The organism is Chitinophaga sp. W2I13 (genome assembly GCF_050434005.1).
In the GTDB taxonomy this organism is placed as follows: Bacteria; Bacteroidota; Bacteroidia; order Chitinophagales; family Chitinophagaceae; genus Chitinophaga.
In genome coordinates this window covers 5,023,372-5,049,675 of sequence record NZ_JBNPWD010000001.1, presented here as the reverse complement: position 1 = coordinate 5,049,675, position 26,304 = coordinate 5,023,372, and the positions used below count along the sequence as shown (strand labels likewise).

Below are 26,304 nucleotides of genomic sequence, written 5' to 3'. Positions count from 1 at the left end.
TTTTTGTCTTTTACCGCAGTATTGTTATCCAGCCTTTATACTTTTTGATTCCACTCTCCTTCTTCACTTCCAGTATATAGTAGTAGGTACTTTCGTTCAGGTTAGCACCGTTCCAGTCGTTACGGTAATCCTTCGACTGGTACACCTGTCCGCCCCAGCGGTTGAAGATGTACAGCGATGAACCCGGATATTTCTCCAGCCCGCCGATGATGAACCTTTCGTTCTTACCATCGCCGTTTGGCGTGATCACATTCGGGAAGGATAAATCTGAACCTTCTATTCCTACTGCAGATACCCCTACGTTATTGGCACTGTCGGCGTCCGGCATGTTTGTACTGTAAGCAGTAGCTTCGTTGATCAGCTGTCCGCCTTCTATTACGCGGGCTGTCAGCGTCATTTGTACGGAAGCTCCCACTGCCAGGTCACCGATGTTCCATTCTATCAGCTTAGTGGCTGGCGTTACTACTACCTCCCCTCTTTCTGCGGAAGTATGACTAGGCACATCCAGCTGTACCGGTAAGCGGTCTTCTGCTTTCACGGCGGTTACCGGGATATTACCTGCATTCCTTACAGTGATGCGGTAGGTCAGGTTCTGACCCATGCGATAAGGACCAACTGCCGGTGTCACGATTTCTTTGGTAACCACCAGGTCTCCCGCCAGTTTATCGGTGTCGGTGATCGTAACCGTAGCGTCGCCTGGAGCACCTTTTGTGAAGGTGTAGCTGGCTGATTGTCCGCCGGTGAGCATGAACACCACTGTTTCCGGTGTTTCTACTTCACTGTCGTCCAGTACACTCACCGGTATGGTTACACTGCTGGCGCCGGCCGGGATGGTGATCGTTCCGGTAATGGCGGTGTAGTCAGCATCCGGTGTAGCGGTACCACCTATCATGTATTGTAAAGTGATCGGTTCGGCTGTGCGCTTGCCGCTGGCCAGGCTGATCGTGAACGCCCCGTTGACATTCGGTTCAGTAGCATCCGGTTTGCTGGCGGTAACGAGCAGGTTCAGGTTAGTGTGATCGTCGTCTGCAATGTTTACAGTGGCAGTACTGCTGGTACCTGCCGTGTAGTTAATGCTGGCCGACTTACCGCCTGTGATGGTGAGTACCACTGTTTCTGCTGGTTCTATCAGATCGTCGTCTGTTACATTTACCGGTACTATCACGCTGCTCTGGCCTGCAGGAATTACTGCGGTGCCGGTGAGGGCGGTGTAGTCGGCGCCTGCTGTGCCACTACCAGTTACTGTGTAGGTAACGGTAATGTCTTCCACAGGTAATTTGCCGCTTGCCAGGCTGATCGTAAACGCTCCTGCTGTAGCTGGTTCTGCCGCATTTGGTGTAGTGGCATTTACAACCAGGTCCAGGCCCTTGTTATCATCATCTGCTATGTTTATGGTAACGGTATTGTTGGTACCCGGTGTGAACACAAGTCCATTGGCGGTGCCGCCGGTTGCTGTGATGATCACCGTTTCATTTCCTTCAATCAGCTGATCGTCGGTTACGGTTACCGGTATGGTAACGCTGCTCTGGCCTGCCAGGATCACTGCCGTACCTGTAAGGGTGGTGTAGTCGGCGCCGCCTTTAGCCGTACCTGCTATGGTGTAGCTGGCGGTGATATCCACGGCAGCAGTAACACCGGTTGGCAAACCAATGGTGAAGCCGCCGTTGGTAGTTGGTTCCGCACCGTCGGCATTTTTGGTGACGTTCAGCACCAGGTTATTTTCATCATCAGTGATATTTACGGTAGCACTGCCGGTACCTGTGAGGGTAAAGTTGGTGGATGTGCCACCGTTCAGTGTCAGGATCACGGTTTCTGTACCTTCTATGATCTGGTCGTCTGATACGGTTACCGGTATGGTAACACCAATCTGACCGGCCGGGATAACTGCCGTACCTGTAAGGGCGGTGTAGTCTCCATTCGGCGTAGCGGTACCTGCAATGGTATAGTTCACCGTGATATCTTCTGATGAAGTGATACCGGTTGGGAGACCGATGGTAAAGTGGCCGTTAGTGGAAGGTTCTGCGCCGTCTGCACCTTTGGTGACGGTCAGCGCCAGTTCGGCCGGCGTGCTGCTTTCATCATCGGTGATATTTACAGTAGCATTACCATTTCCGGTGAAGGTGAAGTTGGCAGAAGAGCCGCCGTTGAGGGTGGCTATCACTGTTTCTGTTACTTCTATCACCTGGTCTTCTTTTACAACCACGGGAACGGCTACACTATTCTCGCCTGCCGGGATGATCACGGTGCCGGTGAGGGTGGTATAATCTGAGCCGGCGGTGGCTGTACCTGTTACAGTATAATTCACCGTAATGTCTTCAGATGATGTGATATCTGTAGGCAGGCTCACCTTAAAGCCGCCATTGGTACCTGGTTCAGCACCATCTTTATCTTTGGCGATGGTCAGTGCCAGGCTGGCTGGTGTGCTGCTTTCATTGTCCGTGATGTTTACGGTAGCATTACTGTTGCCGGTGAATACGAAGCCGGTGGAAGTTCCGCCATTGAGCGTCATGATCACGGTTTCAGTTACTTCAATGATCTGGTCGTCTGCCACTGTTACGGGGACGTCTATACTATTCTGGCCAGCCGGGATGGTGATCGTTCCGGTGATGGCAGTATAATCCTTGCCGCTGGTAGCAGTACCGCCAATCGTATAATTCACGGTGATGTCTTCGGAGGACCTGATATTTGCAGGCAGGCTGATTGTAAATGCACCGTTGGTGCCAGGTTCAGCTGCGTCTGCTTTCTTCACGATGTTCAGTACCCGGTTTGCAGGTGTGTCTTCATCATCTGTAATATTCACGGTAGCATTACCAGTACCCGTGAAGGTGAAGCTGGTGGAAGCGCCGCCATTCAGTGTCATGATCACGGTTTCGGTGTGTTCAATCAGCTGATCGTCCTCTACTGTTACTGGTACACTCACGCTGTTCTGACCGGCCGGGATGATCACGGTGCCGGTGAGTGCGGTGTAGTCTGCACCACTGGTAGCGGTACCGGTGATGGTGTAGTTCACGGTAACATCTTCAGATGAAGCAACACCTGCAGGCAGGCTGATGGTAAACTTACCATCGGTACCCGGTTCTGCTGCGTCGGTAGTTTTCACTACGCTCAGCACTTTACCAGCCGGATCACTTTCATCGTCGATGATGTTCACGGTAGCGTTGCCCGTGCCGGTGAAGGTGAAGCTGGTGGATGTTCCGCCGTTCAACGTCATGATCACGGTTTCTGTATTTTCTATCAGCTGATCATTTATCACTGTTACCGGTATGATCACGCTGTCCTGGCCTGCAGGAATGGTGATGGTTCCAGTGATGGCGGCATAGTCTGTACCGCTGGTAGCAGTACCACCGATCGTATAGTTTACAGTGATGTCTTCAGATGAAGCAATGTTTGAAGGCAGACTGATTTTGAACGCCCCGTTGGTACCAGGTTCTGATGCATCTGTTACTTTGGTGACGGTCAGCGCGCGGTTGGCCGCAGTATTCTCGTCATCCGTAATATTTACAGTAGCATTACCGGTGCCGGTGAAGACAAAGCTGGCAGCGTTACCGCCGTTCAATGTCATGATCACCGTTTCGGTATTTTCTATCAACTGGTCGTTTATTACTGTTACCGGTACGCTCACGCTATTTGTCCCCGCAGGGATGGTGATGATTCCGGTGATGGCAGTATAATCCGTATTGCTGGTGGCCGTGCCGGCGATGGTGTAGTTAACGGTCACATCTTCGGAAGAAGCGATACCGGCAGGCAGGCTGATTTTAAATTCACCGTTGGTAGCTGGTTCTGATGCATCAGTTACCTTAGTGACAGTGAGCACACGGTTAGCTGCGGTGTTTTCATCATCAGTAATATTCACAGTAGCATTACCAGTACCGGTGAAGGCAAAGCTGGTGGATGTTCCGCCGTTCAGTGTCATGACCACGGTTTCCGTGTTTTCGATCAACTGATCGTCGATTACGGTTACCGGTACGATCACGCTATCCTTACCGGCAGGGATGGTAATTGTTCCTGTGATGGCGGTATAATCTTTACCGCTGGCAGCAGTGCCGCCGATGGTATAATTTACGGTGATGGCTTCGGAAGTAATGATACCTGAAGGCAGGCCGATTTTGAATCCTCCGTTAGTGCCAGGTTCTGCTGCGTCTGTTGTTTTTACAACGTTCAGTGTGCGGTTGGCAGCTGTGTTCTCATCGTCTGTGATGTTCACCGTTGCTGTGCCGCCACCCGTGAAGGCGAAGCTGGCAGAAGTACCATTGGTGATAGTCATATTCACCGTTTCGGTATTTTCCAGGATCTGGTCGTTGATCACCGGTACTGCTACCTTAACGTTTGGCTGCCCTGCAGGGATTACCACGGTGCCGCTGAGGGCGGTGTAATCTGCTCCGCTGGTGGCAGTACCATTGATGGTGTAGTGCACGGTAACTGCTTCAGATGAGGTGATACCCGTAGGCAGGCTGATGGTAAACTCTCCGGCCGTACCTGGTTCTGCCGCGTTTTTGGTGGCGGTTACATTCAGTATGCGGTTAGCAGCGGTGCTGTCGTCATCGAGTATGTTGACGGTGGCGCTGTTGCTGCCTGTGAATGTAAAGTTAGCCGAAGTGCCGCCGTTCAGCGTCATCACCACTGTTTCTGTATTTTCTATGAGCTTGTCGTCGATCACTGGTACTTGTACAGTAACGCTGTCCTGACCGGCCAGTATTACTGCCGATGCGCTGAGAGCGGTGTAATCAGTACCTGCGGTGGCGGTGCCGCCGATGGTATAGTTTACGGTTACGTTTTCTGATACCGTAATACCAGCAGGCAGTTTGATCGTGAATGCACCGGCTGTAGAAGGTTCTGATGCATCTGCTGCTTTGGTGACGCTGAGTACCCGGTTAGCCGCTGTGTTATCATCATCCGTGATGTTCACCGTAGCACTACTTGTTCCTGTGAAAGTAAAGCTGGCAGATGTACCACCGTTCAGGGTCATCAGCACGGTTTCAGTACCTTCTATTATCTGGTCGTTTGTTACCGTAACCGGTATTATTACACTATCCTTACCGGCAGGGATGGTGATCACCCCGGTGATGGCGGTATAGTCTTTATCCCCTGTAGCAGTACCTGCTATGGTATAGTTAACGGTGATGTCTTCAGATGAAGTAACCCCGGTAGGGAAACTGATCTTAAAGCTGCCGTTCGTACCTGGTTCTGCGCCGTCGTTTCTATTGGTTACCTGGAGCACGCGGTTAGCAGCCGTGTTATCGTCATCTGCGATATTTACGGTGGCATTACCGCTGGTAGTGCTGGCAGTGAATGCAAAGCTGGTGGAGGAACCGCCTGTCAGCGTCATGATCACGGTTTCAGTTCCTTCAATGATCTGGTCGTTTGTTACGACTACCGGTACAGCTACCTCGTTGTCGCCGGCAGGTATTACTACTGAACCGGTAAGGTTAGCGTAATCCGTACCATTCACGGCGGTGCCGGTGATAGCGTAATTCACGGTGATGTCTTCTGCAGCAGTGATACCGGCAGGCAGGCTTACCTTGAAGTTGCCGTTGGTGCCTGGTTCTGCACCATCCGCTGTTTTGGTTACCAGCAGTACACGGTTCGCAGTGGTATTATCGTCATCGTTAATATTCACGGTAGCATTACCGTTGGTAGTGCTGGCAGTGAAGGTAAAGCTGGTGCTTGTACCACCTGTAAGCGTGAGGATCACCGTTTCACTGTTTTCAATGATCTGATCGTTAATCACAGTAACGGGTACCACTACACTATCTTTTCCGGCAGGAATTATCACTGTACCCGTGAGGGTGGTGTAATCGCCGCCGGCCAGGGCTGTACCGCTTACCGTATAATTCACGGTAATATCTTCGGCCGAGGTTACCCCCAGCGGCAATCCGATCTTAAAGCTGCCATTTGTTGACGGCTCAGCTGCATTGCCCGCATTACTTACGCCCAGTACCCGGTTAGCCGCTGTGTTATCGTTGTCTGCGATATCCACAGTATCCTTTCCGCTGGTGCTGCTTGCCACGAGTGTAAAGCTGGTGGAGGTAGCCCCTGTCGCCGTTAATATTACTGTTTCCGTATTTTCTATGATGTCGTCATCGGTCACGTCTACAACTACGGGCACACTACCCAGACCCGCAGGGATCACTACTGTTCCGCTCAGGGCGGCATAATCGGCGCCCCCTGTAGCGGTGCCTCCTATGGTGTAGTGAACGGTGATGTCTTCCGCGGCTGTGTATCCCGTTGGCAACCCTACTGTGAATGTGCCGTCGGTAGCCGGTTCTGCACCGTTAACAGGATTGGTAACATTAATCACCAGGTTAGCCGGGATGTTATCATCATCTGCAATATTCACGGTAGCATTACCACCGGTAGTGCTGGCAGTGAAGTTGAAGTTGGTGCTTGCTCCGCCTGTAAGCGTGAGGATCACGGTTTCGGTGGTTTCAATTACCTGGTCGTTGATAACAGGTACTGTTACCGTTACGCTGTCCTCGCCCGCAGGGATTATCACTGAACCACTCAGCGCGGTGTAATCTTTCGCGCTGGTTGCTGTACCACCGATGGTATAATTTACAGTGATGTCTTCATCTGCTGTAACACCCAGCGGCAGGGTGATGGTGAATACGCCATTAGTGCCTGGTTCAGCGGCGTCGGTAGTTTTCACTACGCTCAGCACGCGGTTAATGGCAGTATTGTCATTGTCTGTAATATTCACTGTATCGCGGCCATTGGTGGTGCTACCGGTCAGCGTAAAGCTGGTGGAGGCGCCGCCGGTAACCGTCATGATCACGGTTTCGGTACTCTCAATCACTGAATCGTCTTGTACAAGTACCGGAACGGCTACACTGTTATCTCCGGCAGGGAGCACTACTGTGCCCGCGAGAGCGGTATAGTCTGTGCCGCTGGTAGCAGTACCAGCTATGGTATAGTTGATGGTAACATCTTCCGATGCCCTGTAACCTGCTGGCAGGCTGATACTAAAGGCGCCGTTGGTACCTGGTTCTGCACCGTCTCCTGTTTTAGTTACGCTCAACACCAGGTTGGCTGCCACGTTATCATCATCAGCGATATTCACGGTGTCGTTAGTGGTACCGGTGAAGGTAAAGCTGGCCGATGATCCGCCTGTGAGGGTTGCTATCACCGTTTCTGTATTCTCAATAATCTGGTCGTTTGCAACAATAACGGGGATGGCTACACTATCCTGACCGGCCGGGATCACCACTGTACCGCTTAAGGCGGTGTAATCCGCACCGGTGGTAGCAGTACCTGCTACGGTATAATTTACGATAACATCTTCTGCAGCCGTGATACCTGTAGGGAAACCTACCTTGAAGGCCCCATTGGTGGAAGGCTCAGCTGCGTCATCAGTGCGTGTAATGCCCAGCACCAGGTTGGCCGGGTTGCTGGCCTCATCATCTGTAATATTTGCTGTGGCGCTGCCGTTGGTACTGCTGGCTACCAGGTTGAAGCTGGTACTGGTTCCTCCTGTCAATGTAACGATCACTGTTTCCGTATTCTCAATAATCTGATCGTTTATTACTGTTACCGGCAGGGACACACTGTCTTTACCTGCAGGCAGCACAATGGTGTTGCCGAGTGCTCCATAATCAGTACCGCTGGTGGCAGTACCGGCTACGGTATAGTTCACGGTAATATCCTGGGAGGCGGTGTATCCGGCAGGCAAACTGATCGTGAATGCCGCGTTAGTGGATGGTTCTGCGCCATCTGTATTTTTAGAGATATTCAGTACAAGACCAGTCGGCGTATTGTCGTCGTCTTCGATATTCACGGTAGCGTTACCATTAGTGGTGCTCGCGGTGAAGTTGAAGCTGGTGCTTGCTCCGTTTATAAGTGTCATGATAGCTGTTTCGTCACCTTCAATGATCATATCATTGGTTACGGTTACCGGAACTAATACGCTGTCCTGACCTGCGGGGATTACTACCGTGCCATTCAGACTGGTGTAGTCAGTGCCATTGGTAGCCGTTCCGCCCATGTTATAGTTTACGGTGACATTTTCTGAAACGGTCACTCCTCTCGGCAGGCGGACCACAAATGCGCCATTAGTAGAAGGTTCAGCGGCATCAGTGGTTCTGATCACACTCAGCACCAGGTTGGCGGCTGTGTTGTCATCATCTGCAATATTCACGGTAGCATTACCATTGGTAGTACTGGCCGTATAGGTGAAGCTGCCGGAAGTTCCGCCGGTGAGCGTCATGATCACGGTTTCCGTGTTTTCAATGATCTGCTCATTTATAACATTCACGGGTATTGTTACACCGCTTTGTCCGGCGAGTATGGTTGCAGTACCGCTAAGTGCGGCATAGTCGGAGCCGGCAGCGGCAGTACCTGAGATACTATAATTTACAGTTACAGGCGCTGATGCAGTATACGTTGCGGGCAAACTGATACGGAACGAGCCGTTGGTGCCTGGTTCAGCGGCATCTTTTGATTTGGCGACACTGAGTACCAGGTTAGCGGCAACCGCATCGTCGTCTGCGATGTTTGCGGTAGCATTACCATTGGTAGTGCTGGCAGTGAAGACAAAGCTCTGTGAAGCGCCATCTGTAACAGTGAGTATCACTGTTTCAGTTCCTTCAATGATATTATCGTTTGTAACGGTTACCGGTACAGGCACACTATTATCACCGGCAGGTATTACCACGGAGCCGGAGAGTGTTGCGTAATCTGTTCCATTAACGGCGGTACCTGTAATCGTATAATTTACGGTTACCGGCTGTGCAGATCTCACACCTGCGGGCAGGCTCACAGAGAATGCGCCGTTGGTGCCTGGTTCTGCAGCATCAGTGGTTTTGCTGACGCTGATCACCTGATTAGCCGTTGTGTTGTCATCATCTGTGATGTTCACTGTAGCCGTGCCATTACCGTTTGCAGGCGTAAAGTTAAAGCTGGTGCTGACACCACCGGTGAGGGTAACTACTACCGTTTCTGTACCTTCTATTATCTGGTCGTTTGCTACCACTACCGGTATAGTTATACTATCCTTGCCTGCTGGTATTACCGCAGTGCCGGTAAGGGCAGTGTAGTCGGTACCTGCGATGGCTGTACCAGCTACGGTATAGCTTACGGTAATAGGCTCGGATGATGTAATACCCTTAGGCAGCTTGATGGTGAATTCGCCATTGGTACCCGGTTCTGCACCGTCACCGCTGTTGGTTACCAGCAATACTTTATTATCGGTAGTATTATCATCATCTGTGATATTCGCGGTGGCATTGTCAGCGGTGGCATCTGCTGTATAAGTGAATGCATTACCGTCTGTACCACCTGTAAGGGTCAGTATGGCCGTTTCTGTATTCTCAATGATCTTGTCATCTATTACGGTCAGCGGTAAGGTAATGCTGTTGCTATTGGCCGGCAGCGTAATAGTACTGATCGAGTAATCGGTATTACGTGTGGCAGTACCACTCATGGTATAGCTCAGCGTAATATTGGCAGCGGACGTATAATCAGCCGGCAGACTTACCGTATAGGCACCAGCGGCAGACGGTTCTCCCGCGTCGGTGGTTTTCACCACTTTCAGTACCTGGTTAGCTGCCACGGCATCATCATCTGCGATGGTCACTGTAATATCATCATTAGCCGGATCAGGCGGGAAGATGAAGGCGTTGCCACCACCATCTGTAGCACTGCCCGACAAGAGCGTAATGGTCATTGTTTCGACCGGCTCAATTATCTTATCGTTTTTCACTATGAACGGTACGGATATAGCATTGGTATTAGCCGGAATCTCAATGGTTCCCAATGCCTCGTAATCCAAACCGGATACGGCGGTACCTGACACACGGTATCCTACCGTAACTGGCCATGCAGAAGTAGCCACACCTGCCAGCTTCACGGTGAAGCTGCCGTTGGTGGTTGGTTCTGCGGCATTGGTGCCGGTAATTACCTGTATTGGTGTACTGCTGGCCGCATTGGCATCTATAATATTTACTACCGCTCCATTACCTGCAGGATCTATTGTAAACGGATAACTGCTGGAGGCTGCGTTGAGCAGGGTCAGTACCACAGTTTCAGGCCCTTCAATGACACCGTCGTTGCCGGCATCCACATCTATGAACACTTCGTTGGCGCCTGCCGGTATCACAATATTACCTCCCGACAGTCCCAGCAAATTATAGTCAATTGTATTATTGGCTGTTCCTCCCGTAGGGGTACCAGGGGTCGTAGGGAGCGCAAAGGTCACCACCACATCTTCAGAGCTGGTAACGCCCGGTGGCAGGGAAATCCTGTACTGGCCGTTCGTACCGCCCTCTATGGCGTCGGATACTTTGGTGAGCAGCACGATATTGCTGTTGGTAACATGATCGTTGTCGGTGATTGTTACCGTAGCGGAACCTCCGCCACTTGCCACGGTATAATTGAACTGTGTATCATTTCCTCCCGAAATATTCAGGATCACGGTTTCATCCGGCTCAATCACGGTATTGTCTATCACCGTCACAGGAACGGTTACATCATTTTTACCGGCAGGTATGGTAATAGTACCGGTGATAGCCCTGTAATCTGTGCCAGGAGTTGCGGTACCGGCGCCTATGCTGTAGGTTACCTGTATGTCCCTGGCTGCAAGGATACCTGCAGGCAGACTCACAGTAAAGCTACCATTGGTGGCTGGTTCTGCTGCATCCGCTTTTTTGGTAACGGTCAGTACCTGGTTAGCGGCGGTATTGTCATCATCCGCAATGTTCACGGTGGCATTACCATTGGTGGTACTGGCGGAATATGCAAAGTTGCTGCTGGTTCCACCGCTGACAGTCAGAGTCACTGTTTCCAAACCTTCTATGGTCTGGTCATTGATCACGGTTACGGGAACGACTACACTATCCTGGCCGGCGAGGATCACCGCTGTGCCGGTAAGCGCGGTATAATCAGACCCACCTGTGGCTGTACCACCGATCGTATAGGTGACGTTGATGTCTTCTGACGGTACTATTCCGCCAGGCAAACTGATCGTAAACGCTCCGTTGGTACCTGGTTCTGCCGCGTTGCCGGTGTTGGTAACGCTGAGTACACGGTTAGCCAGTGAGTTTTCGTCATCTGTAATATTTACAGTAGCGTTAGCATTTGTTGGGCTAACGGTGTAAGTGAAGCCAGTGCTGGTGCCACCGGTGAGCGTGAGGATCACAGTCTCGGTGTTTTCTACTACCAGGTCGTTGATCACACTAACTGGTACGGATACACTGTCTTGTCCGGCCGGCAGGATTACCGAGCCTGTTAATGCCGTATAATCGGTGCCGCTTCCGGCAGTACCTGTTATGGTATAATTTATCGCAATTGGTAAAGCCGCGGTATAATCTTTTGGCAGTCCGATGATAAAGGCGCCATTGGTGCCTGGTTCTGCGGCATCGCTACCTTTAGCTACACCCAGTACCTGGTTTGCCGCTGTGTTATCGTCATCCACGATATCAGCGGTAGCACTGCCGTTGGTAGTGCTGGCAGTGAATGCAAAGCTGGTGCTGGCGCCGCTGGTAATGGTGGCGGTCAGCGTTTCTGTACCTTCCATGATCTTATCGTCTGATATCGCTACAGGAATGATCACGCTGTTCTGACCGGCGGGCAGGATTACGCTGCCACTTAATGTAGTATAATCTGCACCGTTGGTACCGGTTCCGCCAACGGTATAATTAACCGTTACGGCTTCTGATGAGAGTACACCGGAAGGCAGGCTAATCTTGAAGCTACCGTCCCCAGCAGGTTCTTCGAGATCTGACTGTTTCACGATACTGAGCACCCGGTTGGTGGTGGTGTTATCGTTATCTGCAATGTTCATGGTTTCTGTGCCATTCGTTGGGCTGGCAGTGAAAGTGAGACTGCCGGCGGTTCCACTCGTAATGGTTACCACTACTGTTTCGTTATTCTCAATGAGGTCATCATCGATTACGTTTACAGGCAGTGTTACACCTGTTGCACCGGCAGGAATGATCGCAGTACCGCTAAGGTTCGCGTAATCTGTACCTGCAGTGGCCGTGCCGCTTACCGTATAATTCACGGTAACAGGCTGGGCGATCGTTACGCCTGTTGGCAGGTTAATCCTGAAGGTGTTGTGTGTTGCCGGTTCGGCTGCATCTCCTGCTTTGGTGATGCTGAGCACCCGGTTGCCCGGCGTATCATCGTTATCAATGATATTTGCCGTAGCGCTACCTTCAACCGGATCAGGTGCAAATGTATAGCTGGCGGAAGAGGCGCTGGTGATGGTAAGTACCACTGTTTCTGTGCCCTCTATAATCTGATCATCCACTATGGTACCCGCTGTGGCAGTGCTAGTTCCTGGGGAAATAACAGCTGTTCCGGTGAAGTGTCCCGCAGATAGACCGTTATAGTCCGTACCTAATATTGCGGTACCCCCTATCGTATATTTTATCGTTACAGGTTCAGAACTACTAACACCCGGAGCCAGGAGGAAATTGAACCTCACAGTGCTGCCACCTTCAGCCCCATCACGGGCTACCTGGACTCTCACCACAAGATTAGCCGGGGTATTGTCATCATCCGTAATATTTACGGTAGCAGTTTTAGCCGTTGCAGATGCAGTATAACTGAATCCGCCACCGGTTCCGCTGTTGATAGTCATGATCACTGTTTCGGTTGGTTCAATGATATTATCATTGATAACTGTAACCGGCACGGCTATACTGTCTTCCCCAGCCGGTATGGTGAGTGTTCCTGTAATAGCGGCGTAATCCGTACCACTGGTAGCGGTTCCTGCTATGGAATAGGTCACCGTAATAGGTTGCGAAGCCGTGACGCCCAAAGGCAGGCTTACCATAAACTTGCCGGCAGTACCTGGTTCGGCCGCGTTACCTCCGTTGCTGATGCTCAACACACGGTTGGCTGCTGTGTTATCATCGTCGGTAATGTTAGCAGAAGCAGCCGCATTCGTGGTGCTGGCAGTGTAAACGAAGTTAGTACTACTGCCACCGGTGATGGTTAACACTACTGTTTCAGTACCTTCTATGATCTGATCGTTGGTAACGGTAACAGGTAGTGCTACATCATTTTGTCCCGCAGGAATTGTTGCGGTACCGCTTAAAGTCGTATAGTCCGTTCCGTTAGTGGTAGTACCTCCAATGGTATAGTTTACGGTAATCGCCTCTGACGGGAGTATGCCCGCAGGCAGGCTGATGCGGAATCCTGCATTGGTAGCAGGTTCTGCACCGTCGCTCGTTTTGGCGATGCTCAGTACACGGTTAAGAGCGGTGTTATCATCGTCTGAAATATTTACGGTAGCATTACCATTAGTTGGACTGGCCGTAAACGTAAAGCTGGAAGATATACCGCCGGACAGGGTGAGTATAACCGTTTCTGTGTTTTCCAGTAATTTATCATCCGCCACAACTACCGGTACCGTAACGCTGTCCTGGCCGGCGGGTATTATCACCGTACCAGCAAGCGTAGTGTAGTCGGTGCCGTTAGTAGCGGTACCGCCGATAGTATAAGTGACGGTAATAGGTTCTGAAGAAGTAACACCTGTTGGCAGGCCAATTTTAAAGGCGCCATTGGTGGTTGGCTCGGAAGCGTTGCCTGCATTACGTACGCCTAAAACATTGTTTGCAGCGGTATTATCGTCATCTGCGATATTTACCGTTGCGCTGCCGCTAGTGCCGCTAGCCGTAAATGCAAAGTTGGTGCTGGTACCGCCGGTCACCGTTGCAATAACGGTTTCTGTGTTCTCAATGATCTGGTCATTGGCAACGGTGAGCGGTAAGGAGACACTATTTTGTCCTGCTGGCAGCAGAACAGTTGTTCCCAGGGCGGTGTAATCTGTGCCACTGGCGGCAGTACCGGTAGGCGTATAGGCTATGGTAATATCTTCTGATGCGGTGATACCGGCAGGCAAACTGATGGTGAACTCACCATTGGTGCCCGGTTCAGCAGCATCTGTTTTTTTGGTGATGCTCAGTACACGGTTAAGCGCGGTGTTATCGTTATCTGTTATATTAAGTGATGCGCTGCCGTTGGTAGTGCTGGCAGTATAGGTAGCGCCGGCGCTGGTACCGCCCGTGAGCGTTACAAGCACGGTTTCTGTATTTTCAATGATATCGTCGTCGGTTACACTAACGGGCAGGGATACACTGGGCTGGCCCGCAGGTATAGTAGCCGTACCTGTAAGAGCGGTATAATCAGACCCACCTATGGCTGTACCACCGATGTTATAGCTGACGGTGATGTCGTCAGTAGAGAGAATACCTGTTGGCAAACTGATCGTAAAGCCGCCATTAACTGCAGGTTCTGACCCGTCGGCAGTTTTAGCTACACTCATTACCAGGTTAGCGGGTATGTTCTCATCATCTATCACGTTCACCGTAGCATTACCGGCGGTAGTGCTGGAGGTAAGTGTAAAGTTGGCGGAGCTGCCTCCGGTTACTGTCAGCAATACGGTTTCAGGTTGTTCCACGAACTGGTCATCGCCTACAATCACCGGTAACATTACACCATTGTCGCCCGCAGGAATTACAACAGATCCGCTCAGCACACCATAATCGGCGCCTGGTGTAGCGGTACCGGCAATAGCATAATTCACGGTAATATCTTCCGACGAAATAATATTTGCCGGCAGGCTGATTTTAAAGGCGCCGTTAGTTGCCGGTTCCTTTGCATCACTATCCCAGGTTACACCTACAACAGTTTTAGCAGGATCATTACTGTCGTTATCGGCAATGGTCAGAGAAGCGGCTGCCTGTGTGCCGGCGATATTATAAGCGTTGCCGCTGGTAGCGCCGATGGCGTTGTTCAGGGTAACCGTCACTCCTTCTGTTGTTTCAAGTATGTTATCGTCGGTAACTGTTACCGGCAAGGCTACACTGTTACTTCCAGCAGGGAAGGTAACGGTGCCGGTCAGCGACGTGTAGTCGGCGCCGTTAACAGCGGTACCTGTTACGGTATAGTTCACGGTAATATCTTCGGTAGCCGTTATGGATGCAGGCAAGTTGATATTAAAGGAACCGTTCTGTGTACCTTCTGTACCGTCCTGCGCTTTGGTGATGGTCAGCACTTCTTTGACAGCCGTTAAACCGCCAAAGGTGGAGAAGTTCTGAATACCGCTGAATTCAACGTATTCCACGCCATCCTGCTGCCCCGTAGCGGACGGGGTGATCTCTGTAATATTGGCCAGTCCCTGAGGAGCCAGGTCGGCCAGGGTAGCGGTAAAATCACCGGTATGTTTGAACCAGGTCCACCGCTGCGTTCCGGTTACGCCGCGGGTACCGGAGAGCATATTTTCTGCATTGGTTTTTTCTGCAGGATTCCAGAAGAGACGGAGGGTAATACCACCGTTCTGGGTCAGGTTGGCGCCGGTGTAAGCAATATGCACCAGCCTGCGCATCAACTGGGTACCATAGTCGGTACCGCTGTTTTTACCCAGCGCTGCATTCATATCCCTGTTCACGTCAACAACAGCCGACAGTTTGGTTACATCCATGGTATTGCCGTTCAGGGCAATGGAGGCAATGTATTTGTTAGGATCAGATGGATCAATGAAATAAAGGGTGTCATTATTAATACAGGTAGCGGCCACTGTTCTCACGGTAGCATCCGGCACCAGGTTAGCGGTGCGTTCAGGATGACTGGTAATGAGCGTGAACACCACGCCATTTGTAACCGCACTCACATTTTCGAAGCTCACAATACCGCCGTTAAAGGCGGTAGCAGGTATTTCAGTAACGGTGCCGGTAGCAAAGTTACCATCGCCATCCTGGTCGATCATCATGGTGAAATCGGCTGCTGTAGTACCTCCTACCGTGATACCGTTCAGGTCGAACTGCAAACTGAGCGGCTGTGTGCTGATATTATAGTTGGTGTACTGCGCTTTCCATTCCTGCGTGAGGCGTTCTGCGATACAGCTGCCCACCGGCAGATCTGTACCGCTTACGGTGAGGGCGGCGCTGTTGCTGCCAAGTAAGAGATAACTTCTATCTGCACCGAAAGTATTGGTGTTCTCTGCATTGGTAGCAGCAATAGAACGAATGCCGGCGGTGAGGATGGAGCCGGTATGCACGCTGCGGGATTGTTTCTGTACAAGTCCTTCTGCGTCGTCACGGCCTATACCAAAGATGTTGTTTTTATAAGTGTTGTTGGCAGTAGCGTTCCAGATTACCGAGCCATTGGTAGCCAGGTAATCCTGTGCGGTGGTCTGGTCGAGTGTAATACCATATTTAACGCCGAGGTAAGATTCTACCTGCTGCGCCTGGGTAGGTGTAAGCGCTGATTTGTATACGATCACTTCAGGAATCTTACCATTGAAGATGCGACCATCGTAGGTATTATCATCTCCTGTGCGGCCGCCCAGTTCAAAGAAAGACCCATCCGCCTGCGGTGCACAGTTGGTACCGAGGGGGCCTCGCAGGCCATTCAGCCAGGTGCTTCCGTTCAATGAATTGGCGGCATTTACATAAACGCCCCTCGCAATGATGGGCCCTGCATAAGAAGGCGTGGATTGAGCCACCACGCATCCTGCGCCATCAAGACCGTAATTACCGGAGTTCAAAAGAAGTCCCCTGCCCGTAGCACCTGTTGTTGTCCAGTTACCATTGGTGGAAAAAATACCCTGTAACCCAGCTGCGGTACTTTCACGCTGATTCACAGAGAATATAAAGAGGTCGGCCGACGTGTTCCAGTTAGTGAGGGCATTTCCTTTCAGGGATTTGCCGACTGCACCGCTGAAGTCAACCGCCGGGTTGAAGTTAATACCATTGGCAACCTGAACGATATCTGCCGAAGCAGTGATCGGATTTGTATGGCTTGGTTGAGCAGCACGTAATTCAGTAACCATCGGGCCGCTTTGGTTCAGCCATTGCTCTACCTGGTTGCTGCCGTTCACCTGCACATCTGCATTTGCTTTCACCCACAGCATTTCACCCGGCACGCCGCCCGGTGAAGTTACTAAGCTGCTGAAAGTGAAGTATTGGCCATTAGTAAGATCAAGTGTAGTTGAATAGCTTGGAACACCGTTTACATCGGCTGCAGACAGTTGAATGAACTGATCTGCACCGTCAAAAGTGGCGTCGCTGCTCACTACCAGGTAAGGTGTGGTAGCGCTTAACGGCAGCTGGTCTTTCGGAATCGAAATGGCCACTGTACCAACGGTACCGGTTTCCTGTACTTTCCAGGTCCTCGCCATACGTGTGCTTACGGCAGGGTTACCGGTGATAGCGGTGGTAAAGGAAGTGCTGGCGCCATCATCGCCCCATACCATATATGATTTGTCTGCGGAGAAGGTATTGGTATTGGCAAAATTGTTTTCAGCAATGCCGCCCAGGCCCACTATGGGCTGGAAGCCTGCATTGATGCTCCGGGATTGCTTCTGCGTAAGCCCTTCCACATCATCACGGCCAATACCAGCTATGTTATTTTTATGTGTTGAATTAGTGGCAGCGGTCCATACGGAGGTAGTACCGTCTGTAGCGAGATAATTGGAAGCTCCGTTGTTCAGCGTCAGGCCGTATTTGATGGCCAGGTAGCTTTCAACTTGTTGCTGTTCAGTGGCAGTAAGCGCATTGGCATACACAATAGTTTCGCCCAGCGAACCGCTGTAATTCCAGCCGCCGCCATTAAGAACGTTATCACCTAAATAAGCCAATGCGGAAGATGTTGTATTTATAGGCTGATTGCCGACAGCTATAAGTCCAACTGCTGCGGCTGAACCATTGATCCTCATCTGGGTGGCTGCCGTAGTGGTATTGCTTGCATTGGTGTACATAGTGATACCAGGAAGCGTGGTATTGCCTCCTGTATTGCCATAACGGCTATTGGATGTTTCAATAGAACGCTGGCCTCCGCCTATCTCCATAGCATAACGGTTGCCGGTGGATGTTGCAACCTGGTTGCCCCAGCTGATTACACCGCGGTTGGCGATTGCAGCGTTGGCTGTCACAGTAATTGCGGTCCTTGCACTTATACCCAAAGGTAGTTTTGTACCATCCAGTATCATACGATGGCTGGTGCCGTTGAATTTTACAACCGGGTTAAAGTTGATATTATCAGTTGCATTTTGTGCATACAGTGGCTGATTAGCCGTTGTAACCTGTGTTGCGTTGTTCAGGTCAGACGCATAGTCCGTCCAGCCATTGATGGCGGTATTATCCGTTGTGCCGGAAGTACCTGCATCCGCGCGCAGCCACAAGCTGGTTCCTACCACACCCCCAGGCGCCTTAATGGACGCAGCGTACGTGAAGTATTGACCATTGGTTAAATCTACCGTGGCGGCATATTGTTTTACACCGTTGAGCGTGGTGGCAGTTACAGGGATAAACTGGTCTGCTCCGTCGATGGTAGCGTCATTACTGATAATGAGGTAAGTCTGCGCAGCATTGGGCAATGCATCGTATGGCACCGCTACCTGAACATTGCCGACTGTACCGGTTTCCTGTACTCTCCACACCCTCGCCATACGGTAGTTTGCTACCGGGTGACCAGTAAGCGGCGTTTTAAAGAGACTGCTGCCGGCATTGTCGCCCCATATCATGTATGATTTGTCCGCTGTAAATGAGTTGGCATTTTCCAGATTGGTTTCAGACAAACTGTTTAAGCCGATAGCCAGCTGTATGCCAGCTGCCGTATTCCGGGATTGTTTCTGGTTAAGATCTTCCGCGTCATCGCGGCCGATACCAGTGATATAATTGCCATAACCGGTGTTGGTGGCGGCATTCCATACTGTACTGCCATCGGTGGCAAGATAGTTAGAGGCGCCGTTATTCAAACTAATACCGTACTTAATAGCCATGTAGGTATTCACACGCTGCTGCTCATTTGGCGTAAGCGCGTTTGCATAAACGATCAGATCGCCCATGCGGCCACTGTAAGAGTTAGGACCGTTCCAACCAAGCTGGAAAGGAGTATTGTTACCGGTAAGCACACTGTTATTGTTACCATTAGCTACATTTAACCCATTCCGGTAAATGGACTGCCGGTTGGCAGCAAGATTATTGTCATTGGTGGCTGTCCAGAGAATGATCTGGTTATTGATATCTCCCGCGTTATAACTAAGGCGGTTACTGATATACGGTGCATCCCAGTAAACAACATTATCAGACCAGGTGGCATGCAGGGTGAACTGCGTGCCTGTACCGGCAGGTTCTGTATAGATAACAGCGGCAACAGTATTCGATTGACTACCTGCAAAAAATGCTGCTTCTCCGGTGTAAGTACCTGTTTTCAGTAAAGAAGTAACACCTGTCATTGCATTGATCACATTGGCGCCTCCATTAAACTTAACCACCGGGTTAAAGTTCATGTTGTTGGTGGCGTTATTGAAATACACTGGCTGACTGGCCGGCGTATTCTGTGACATATTGTTCCCGTTAGAGCTATAGTCGTTCCAGCTGCCGATCGGCGTATTGTCTGCGTTAGCAGAAGTACCCAGATCCGCGCGCAACCACACCAGTTTACCACTGCTTACACCGCCCGGATATTTTACTGCGGCGCCGAAGGTGAAATACACACCGTCAGGCATCAGGCTGGAATTGAGTGTAATCGTCTTGTCTGTATTCAGCGGCAGTTCCTGGTTGATCGTAGCAAAAGTAGGATCTGTGCTGATCAACAGGTATACTTTCGTGCCGGGCGCATCTGCTTTCAGGGTGATCGGCTGATCAGCCCAGTTGGTTTTATCTACTTTCCATACACGTGGCAGGCGGCGGGTAGCGTTTGTACCGCTTATAATATTTGTATAAGAAGCAGCGGGCTGCCCGTTATCTCCAAATACAAAGAAAGATTTATCGTTGGTAATAGTGTTGGTATTCTGTTCGTTTGTAATCGCAATATTATTACCCAGGGAGATAGTTACAAAGCCAGTATCTACACTGAGCGATTGTTTGGTATTCAGCGAAGTACCGTTATCTCTTCCTATACCGGTAATGCGGGATTTATAGATGGCATCGGCTGTCCAGTATTTCGACCCGTCAGTAGCCAGGTAATCGGTGGCGCCGTTGCCGATCGTAATACCATATTTAAGACCCAGGTAAGATTCTACCGATTGACGCTCAGCATCAGATAATACGCGGTTATAGCCGATCACCTCTCCCATATTGCCATTCCAGTAGAGGGCGCGGGCAGCCATCGAACGGGAGCCTATAGAAATTAAATTGTCAGTGAGTGGCGTTAAATTAATAGCCCCCTGGTTGTCAAGCGTGTAGTTTTGAAAGATGCGTATACCGTTGGGGGTGTTATTTACCTGGGTGGCGCTGAAAATATAGGGTTTACTAGGCAGGATGGTGTTTACACCGGTTACCGCTACAACTGCTGCGGCATTCTCCAGGTACTGTACTTTATTGCCTGTAACAGTCCGGAATTCCATTCCATGACTGGAGCCCACTGCACCCGAACTAAGGATATCCCCTAAACCATTGCCAACCGCGAAAACGGTAGACGTAGCCGGATCTATACGTGTAGTAGTAATATCCAAAAAGTCGTCCGTACCGTCGAATACGAGGCCGTAGTTGAAGTTCAGTGCCCTGGCATCAGTAATAGGCTGACCGGTCACCACACCCTGCAATGCGTTATTGCCAAAGTTGCTATAGTCGTTCCACTGCTTACCTCCGGATGTACCATCATCTGCACGCAGCCAGAAGGAAATACCATCTTTTACACCATTCGGCCCGGTAATCATCCGGGCGAAAGTAAAGTAAGCGCCATCAGGCAACAGGTTACTATTAATAGTAACAGTGCTGTCGGCATTCAATGCGTAGGTAGCATCACCTGTACCAAAAGTAGGATCAGTGCTTACGAGCAGATAAGTCCGCGCGTTGCCGCCGGATAATCTGAAAGTGATATTCTGGTCGGCCCAGTTATTTTTCTGTGCTTTGAAGATGCGAGCCATGCGGCTGTTAACAGTACTGATACCGGTAACAGGTGTCAGGTAAGTAGTAGCGCCGCCATCGTCACCGAAGCTAAGGAAGGAAAGATCGTTGGTAATAACCGTTGCATTGGCTTTGTTGGAAGTGGCAACTGCAGTGCCGGCAGCAATGGTCACCACACCGGTATCTGCACTTACGGATTGCTTCTGATACAACATGCCTCTGTCGTCACGGCCTATACCGGTGATATGTCTGGCGTAGCTGCCGCCTGCGGAGGCTGTCCACATTTTAGTGGTACCATCGCTGGCCAGGTAATCCACCGGCGTGCCTATTCCAAGCGTAAGGCCGTATCGCAACGCCATGTAAGATTGTACCTGCTGGCGTTCCACCGCGCTCAACTTACGGGAGTATAATATTATTTCAGGTATATCGCCATTGAACGGAGCATTGTGACCGGCCCCGATATAATCCTTACTTCCTGCTGGTGAAAGGAAGCTCACTGCATTAACGTTGGCAGTTAGTAATACCTTGCCGTCAATACCAGCCGCCCAGTCATTGGTGGCGCTCCAGATATTCAGCATATGCGCATTGCGCACATTTACGCCAGCTGGGTAAGCAAAATTCCTGCGCGCGGTGCCAGACCCAAAATACGTATAGTGATTATTGTTACTCCAGGTATACACCGCCTGGGTGCTGGCATAAGTACCACCAAACTCAAAAGGATAAGTTGGCGTCGCAACGGTGTTATCTATATTTGATAATTGTACAGAGAATATTTCACCTGCGGTAAATGCATTCGCAAACTCAGGCGCCACAAAATAATTGCTGCTGAAACCGATACCCGGATTAAAGTTGAAGGCTGCTTCTTTCCAGGGCATTGCTCCTCCACCTGCGGTAGGCCATGCCCTGCGTGATGGGCTCAGCTCTGTCCACTGTGTAGCAACGTTGCCACCCGCTACCCCGCTATCCGCTCTTGCCCATACTTCCAGGCCAGCGGCTATACCTGCCGGTGCGGCTTGCACATTAGCAAAGGTAAAGTAAGCGCCGTCAGGCAGCTGATCGCTGTCGAGCGTAACGTTTCCATTTGCATCCAGCACATACGCTTTATCTCCTGTTCCAAAAGTTTCATCATTACTTACCAACAGGTAGTTGGTATTGTTTCCGCTCGTCAGCGACAAGCTGATGGGGCTCTTAGCCCAGTTGGTACGGTCTGTTTTATAGATCCGCGCCATGCGCACGGTAATATTACCCAACCCTGTAACGGCCTGGCTATATGTTGCAGCCTGACCATTGTCACTAAAGGTAAAGAACGAAAGATCGTTAACGATATCACTGCTGTTGTCAATATTGGATGCTGCCAGAACACTGCCTATGCCAATGGTTACATTGGCGCCATCCAGTTGTGAACGGCTTTGCTTCTGAAGCAGCGTACCATTATCATCCCTGCCGAGGCCGGTGATACGTTCACCATAGCCGGTATTTTTGGAAGCGGTCCACATTTTGGTACTGCCATCGCTGCCGAGATAATCGGTGAGAGCGCCGGCGGCGGTTTTTAAAGTGAGGCCGTATTTCAGGGCCAGGTAGCTGTTCACCTGCGCGCGCTCGGTAGTGTTTAACTGCCGGTTATAGAAGATCAACTCAGACATGCGGCCGTTGAAATTGGCGAAATGCCCTGCTCCTATGGCGGTGTTCATCGCTGTACCCCTGGAAAAATTAACCGGGAAGGTAGTGCTGCTACCGATCGTTTTGCCATCAAAATTCAGCGACCAGCTGCCGGGAGCGCTCCAGTTATTTAATAAATGGGGCTGCTGTATATTGATGCCAGTTAACGCGTAACCAGGACGGGTATTAGTACCGAAGTGCGTATAGTGACTTCCGTTATACACGTAAACCGGCTGGCCGGCCACTGCGGTGGGGTCGCCACCAAATTCAAACGGAAAGCTGAAAGCTGTAGAAGTTGCGGCCAGGTTAGATAGCTGTACAGAAAATATTTCGCCCGCTGTATAGCTTTCCGTGAACTTCGGTACGCTGAAATAGTTATTCGCCAGGAAATTGATACCGGGGTTATAGTTAATAGTATTCTTTTGCCAGCTAACGGGCGCGTTGGCAATGGCTAAAGGCCACTCTCTCTGCACCGCCTGATCTTCCCATTTAGTAATATTACCATCCACCACGGTGGCACCTGCATCTGCTTTCACCCATGCCTGCAGATTAGTGGCTACTCCACCTGGAGATCGCTGCTGCTTGCCAAAAGTAAAGAAGGAACTATTGGCCAGGTCGGCGCTGGAAAGGGTTACGGTACCGGTGCTGCTGAGTTTCAGTTCGCGGGTAATGGTGCCGAAAGCAGCATCTGTACTGATGAGCAGGTAATTGTTTTCTGTACCGCCCTCCAGTTTCAGTGTTACCTGCTGACTGTTATTCCAGCCGGCAGATTTCTGCACCTTCCAAACACGGCCCATGCGCTGTGTAACATTAGCGCCGGTTACTGCGGTGAAATAATTAGCGATGCCGTTGTTATCGCCGAATACCAGGAATGATTTGTCCTGCGTGAAAGTATTCGTGTTGGCGGCATTGGAAACGGCAATAGCATTGCCCAATGAAATCGTCACCATACCAGTATCCTGGCTAAGTGACTGCTTTTGGTTTAACATGCTGCAATCATCGCGGCCAATACCGGTGATACGCGTGCCATAACCTGTATTGGAAGCAGCGGTCCATATTTGCACCGCGCCGTCGCTGGTAACATAATCCGTTGTGCCGGCATTGAGTGTAATGCCATATTTCAACGCCATGTATGATTCAATGCGTTGAATTTCTATAGGTGTAAGATCGCGGTTGTAGATGAACACCTCGGGGATAAATACTTTTGAATACTCCCCGTAAGCGGCTCCGCCCACATCCAGCGTCCATACGCCGGCATCAGAAGCAGCGCCGTTTTTCACCAGGGCGCCATTGCTTTTAAATTCATACGTACCGGTTGCCCCTCTTTCAAAAGAATAGAGCTTGCCTTTTGCAGTAATGGCGTTGCCGGTGCTCAGCCAGGCCTCTATATACAGCCGGTTTTCGAATCCCGCATGTGTGCCGAATAATTTATTACCGGTAGAACTGGTGAATACACGACCGTTTTGTGAGCCTTCCAGCTGGCTCAAACCCATCATGGTATATGCGCCGGTTACGCCTGCCGAAGCGGGTACAAGGTGAGCATCATTACCATCATAATAAATAGCGGGATTAAAATTCACCATGCCGGTGGTATTGTCCGGATCACCTATTACGTTCATGTGATTGGCATTCCCGGAAATATCTCCCCACTTCACACCGTTCACCGCCTGGTCTGCCCGGTACCATGCCAGGATGCCGTTGTTCACGCAGGCAGGTCCCTTGAAGGTCATGGGAAGGCTGTTGCCAAACTCCGATGTACCGCAATCGTTGGCGGGTATACGAAGCGTGGCTGTCCAGAAACCGAGGCCGGTGGCGCCGGGTCCTGTATTGTAAGTGATCGTTTGCGTTGATGTGCCGGCGGCTACGCCCGTTAAGGTCGTAACATAATATTGCCCGCTCGTTTTACTCGTAGCGGGATCATTGGCATAAATATCTACCGTGTATTGCGCACCGGCTGTTATGTTTGGTATCGTGAGCTGTAACTGGTACTGCCCCCCTCCCAGCGCGGTGGACGACACCAGTACCGGCGCTTTGCCCGCGGCAGCCGTATAAGTACAGTTACCAGCCGGGTTTGCGATGCCCAGGCTGGTATTATTATAAATGGAGTTGTTGGTAATGACCACCTTGTTGGGCGATTCATTATAAACGCCTGCCCCACCGTTATCACGTATAACGCAACCCGTTACCTCCGCATTCGTTATGCCTGCGCCACCATAAAACCAAATACCGTGGTTAACGCTATTAACTACCGTATCGCCTGTGAGGTCATAGTCAGAAACGGCATTGGCGCCATTGAGCACAATACCGGACCGCACACTGTTGCGGAAGGAAGAGTTAACAATATCTACATTACTGCGTGCAAAATTCCCGGCGAATCCAATACCATCATTATTATTGGTAAATTTTGAATTGGTCACCTGGAAATTAGTCGCCGCTCCGCTTGCAACCACCCCCGCAATATCAAATTCGTTAAGGGTAACATTGTTGATGGTCACACCCGTTGCCGTATTCAGGAAATAGATCCCATAGTCCGAATCATCCGTATTGCCGAGTTTGTCGCCATCCAGTACTGAATTACTGATATTAACGCCATTTACCGTATTTTCAAATCTTATAAAAGTACTGGTAGGGTAAAGTCCGGGCACACGACTCTCCATCAGGGCATTACTGATCGTAATGTTGCTGGCGGCTCCATTGAACCATACGTTATAGATATCATTTTCATTTATACTGATAGAGTCCAGGGTGATACCGTTTGTGGTATTGTCGAAGCGGATAGCATAGTCGCCGTCATCATCCGTACCTATCACATTCATATCCACCGTAGTCCTGTTAATTTCAAAATTGGTAGCAGGATAATCACAATAAATTCCTAATGACACACCACTCCATAAACTATCTATGGTCACATTCCTGAACAGCACATTATTCGCTGTTTCCACGGCTCCACCAGTATTATCTAATATAATAGCATTCTGGAAACCGCTGACATTACTATTCGTCAGTGTAAACCCGCTCACGCCCGCATCCCTGAACACAATACCTTCACTACCGCGCACGTTCCCTGCCGTGCTGAGTTGGATATTGTCCATCACCAGGTTGGTCTGCATGCCGTTGGTAAAATAAAAAGCCCGCCCGATAAATGGCGCCGCACCGGCAGGTTCTACATCCGAGGAATATATATTTTTTACCGTTAGATCCGTAGATGCTCCCTGCACCCTCATAAATGCATTCAGGAAGTTACCTACTGTACTGAAAGACCGTATATTATCAATGGTGATGCCTGTCCTGTTCGGAAAAATGTCCACATCAATGTCCCCGTTATTCTGTATCGTAAAATTCCGGATGGTTACACTGTCCGCATTAATCACAAAAGGATTAATGATGGAATTGGTACCGGTGGAATACAGCAGAATCTTGTTCTGCCCGTCGATAGTCAGCTTCTTTGCCGTTATCGTCGGCATGGAAGAGGTCAGCGTAATCTGCCCATGCACATTGAACGTGATATCGTGCGGCCCCGCGCCTGCAGCGTTTGCATCCAGGATGGCTTGTCTGAACGAACCAGGCCCCGCATCATTGGTATTGGTAACGGGGAAGGTGTTGGCCGTTGCAGCAACGGTCATCATCATGCCAAACACAGCCAGCAACAAACGCTTACAGCTTTTGCTGAAAAATCTTGAATCGGGATTCGGAACATTGAAGAGGGACATAATGCAATAAACTTTGGGTAATGAGGGACCCTGACCACCATGTTAAACATAGCGGACCGGGAAAGATTCCCAGGGGAACCTTTACATGCTCGTATTCAGATATGGTTGCTTGTTAAGACCAACGGACAGCCCTTTTCAGGCAT

General features: G+C 50.5%; 1 protein-coding gene. It reads right to left on the bottom strand.

Features of this window, described 5'->3' with window-relative positions; genetic code table 11:
- Nucleotides 1–10: 10 nt before the first annotated feature.
- Entirely contained in the window at nt 11–26,161 is a 26,151-nt protein-coding gene (locus tag QFZ48_RS20830; RefSeq protein ID WP_429063419.1) for a Calx-beta domain-containing protein, read from the bottom strand.
- Between the last annotated feature and the right edge of the window lie 143 nt (nt 26,162–26,304).

Coding starts and splice junctions, on each gene's coding strand:
- QFZ48_RS20830 (WP_429063419.1), bottom strand. CDS start 26,161: ATGTCCCTCTTCAATGTTCCGAATCCCGATTCAAGATTTTTCAGCAAA.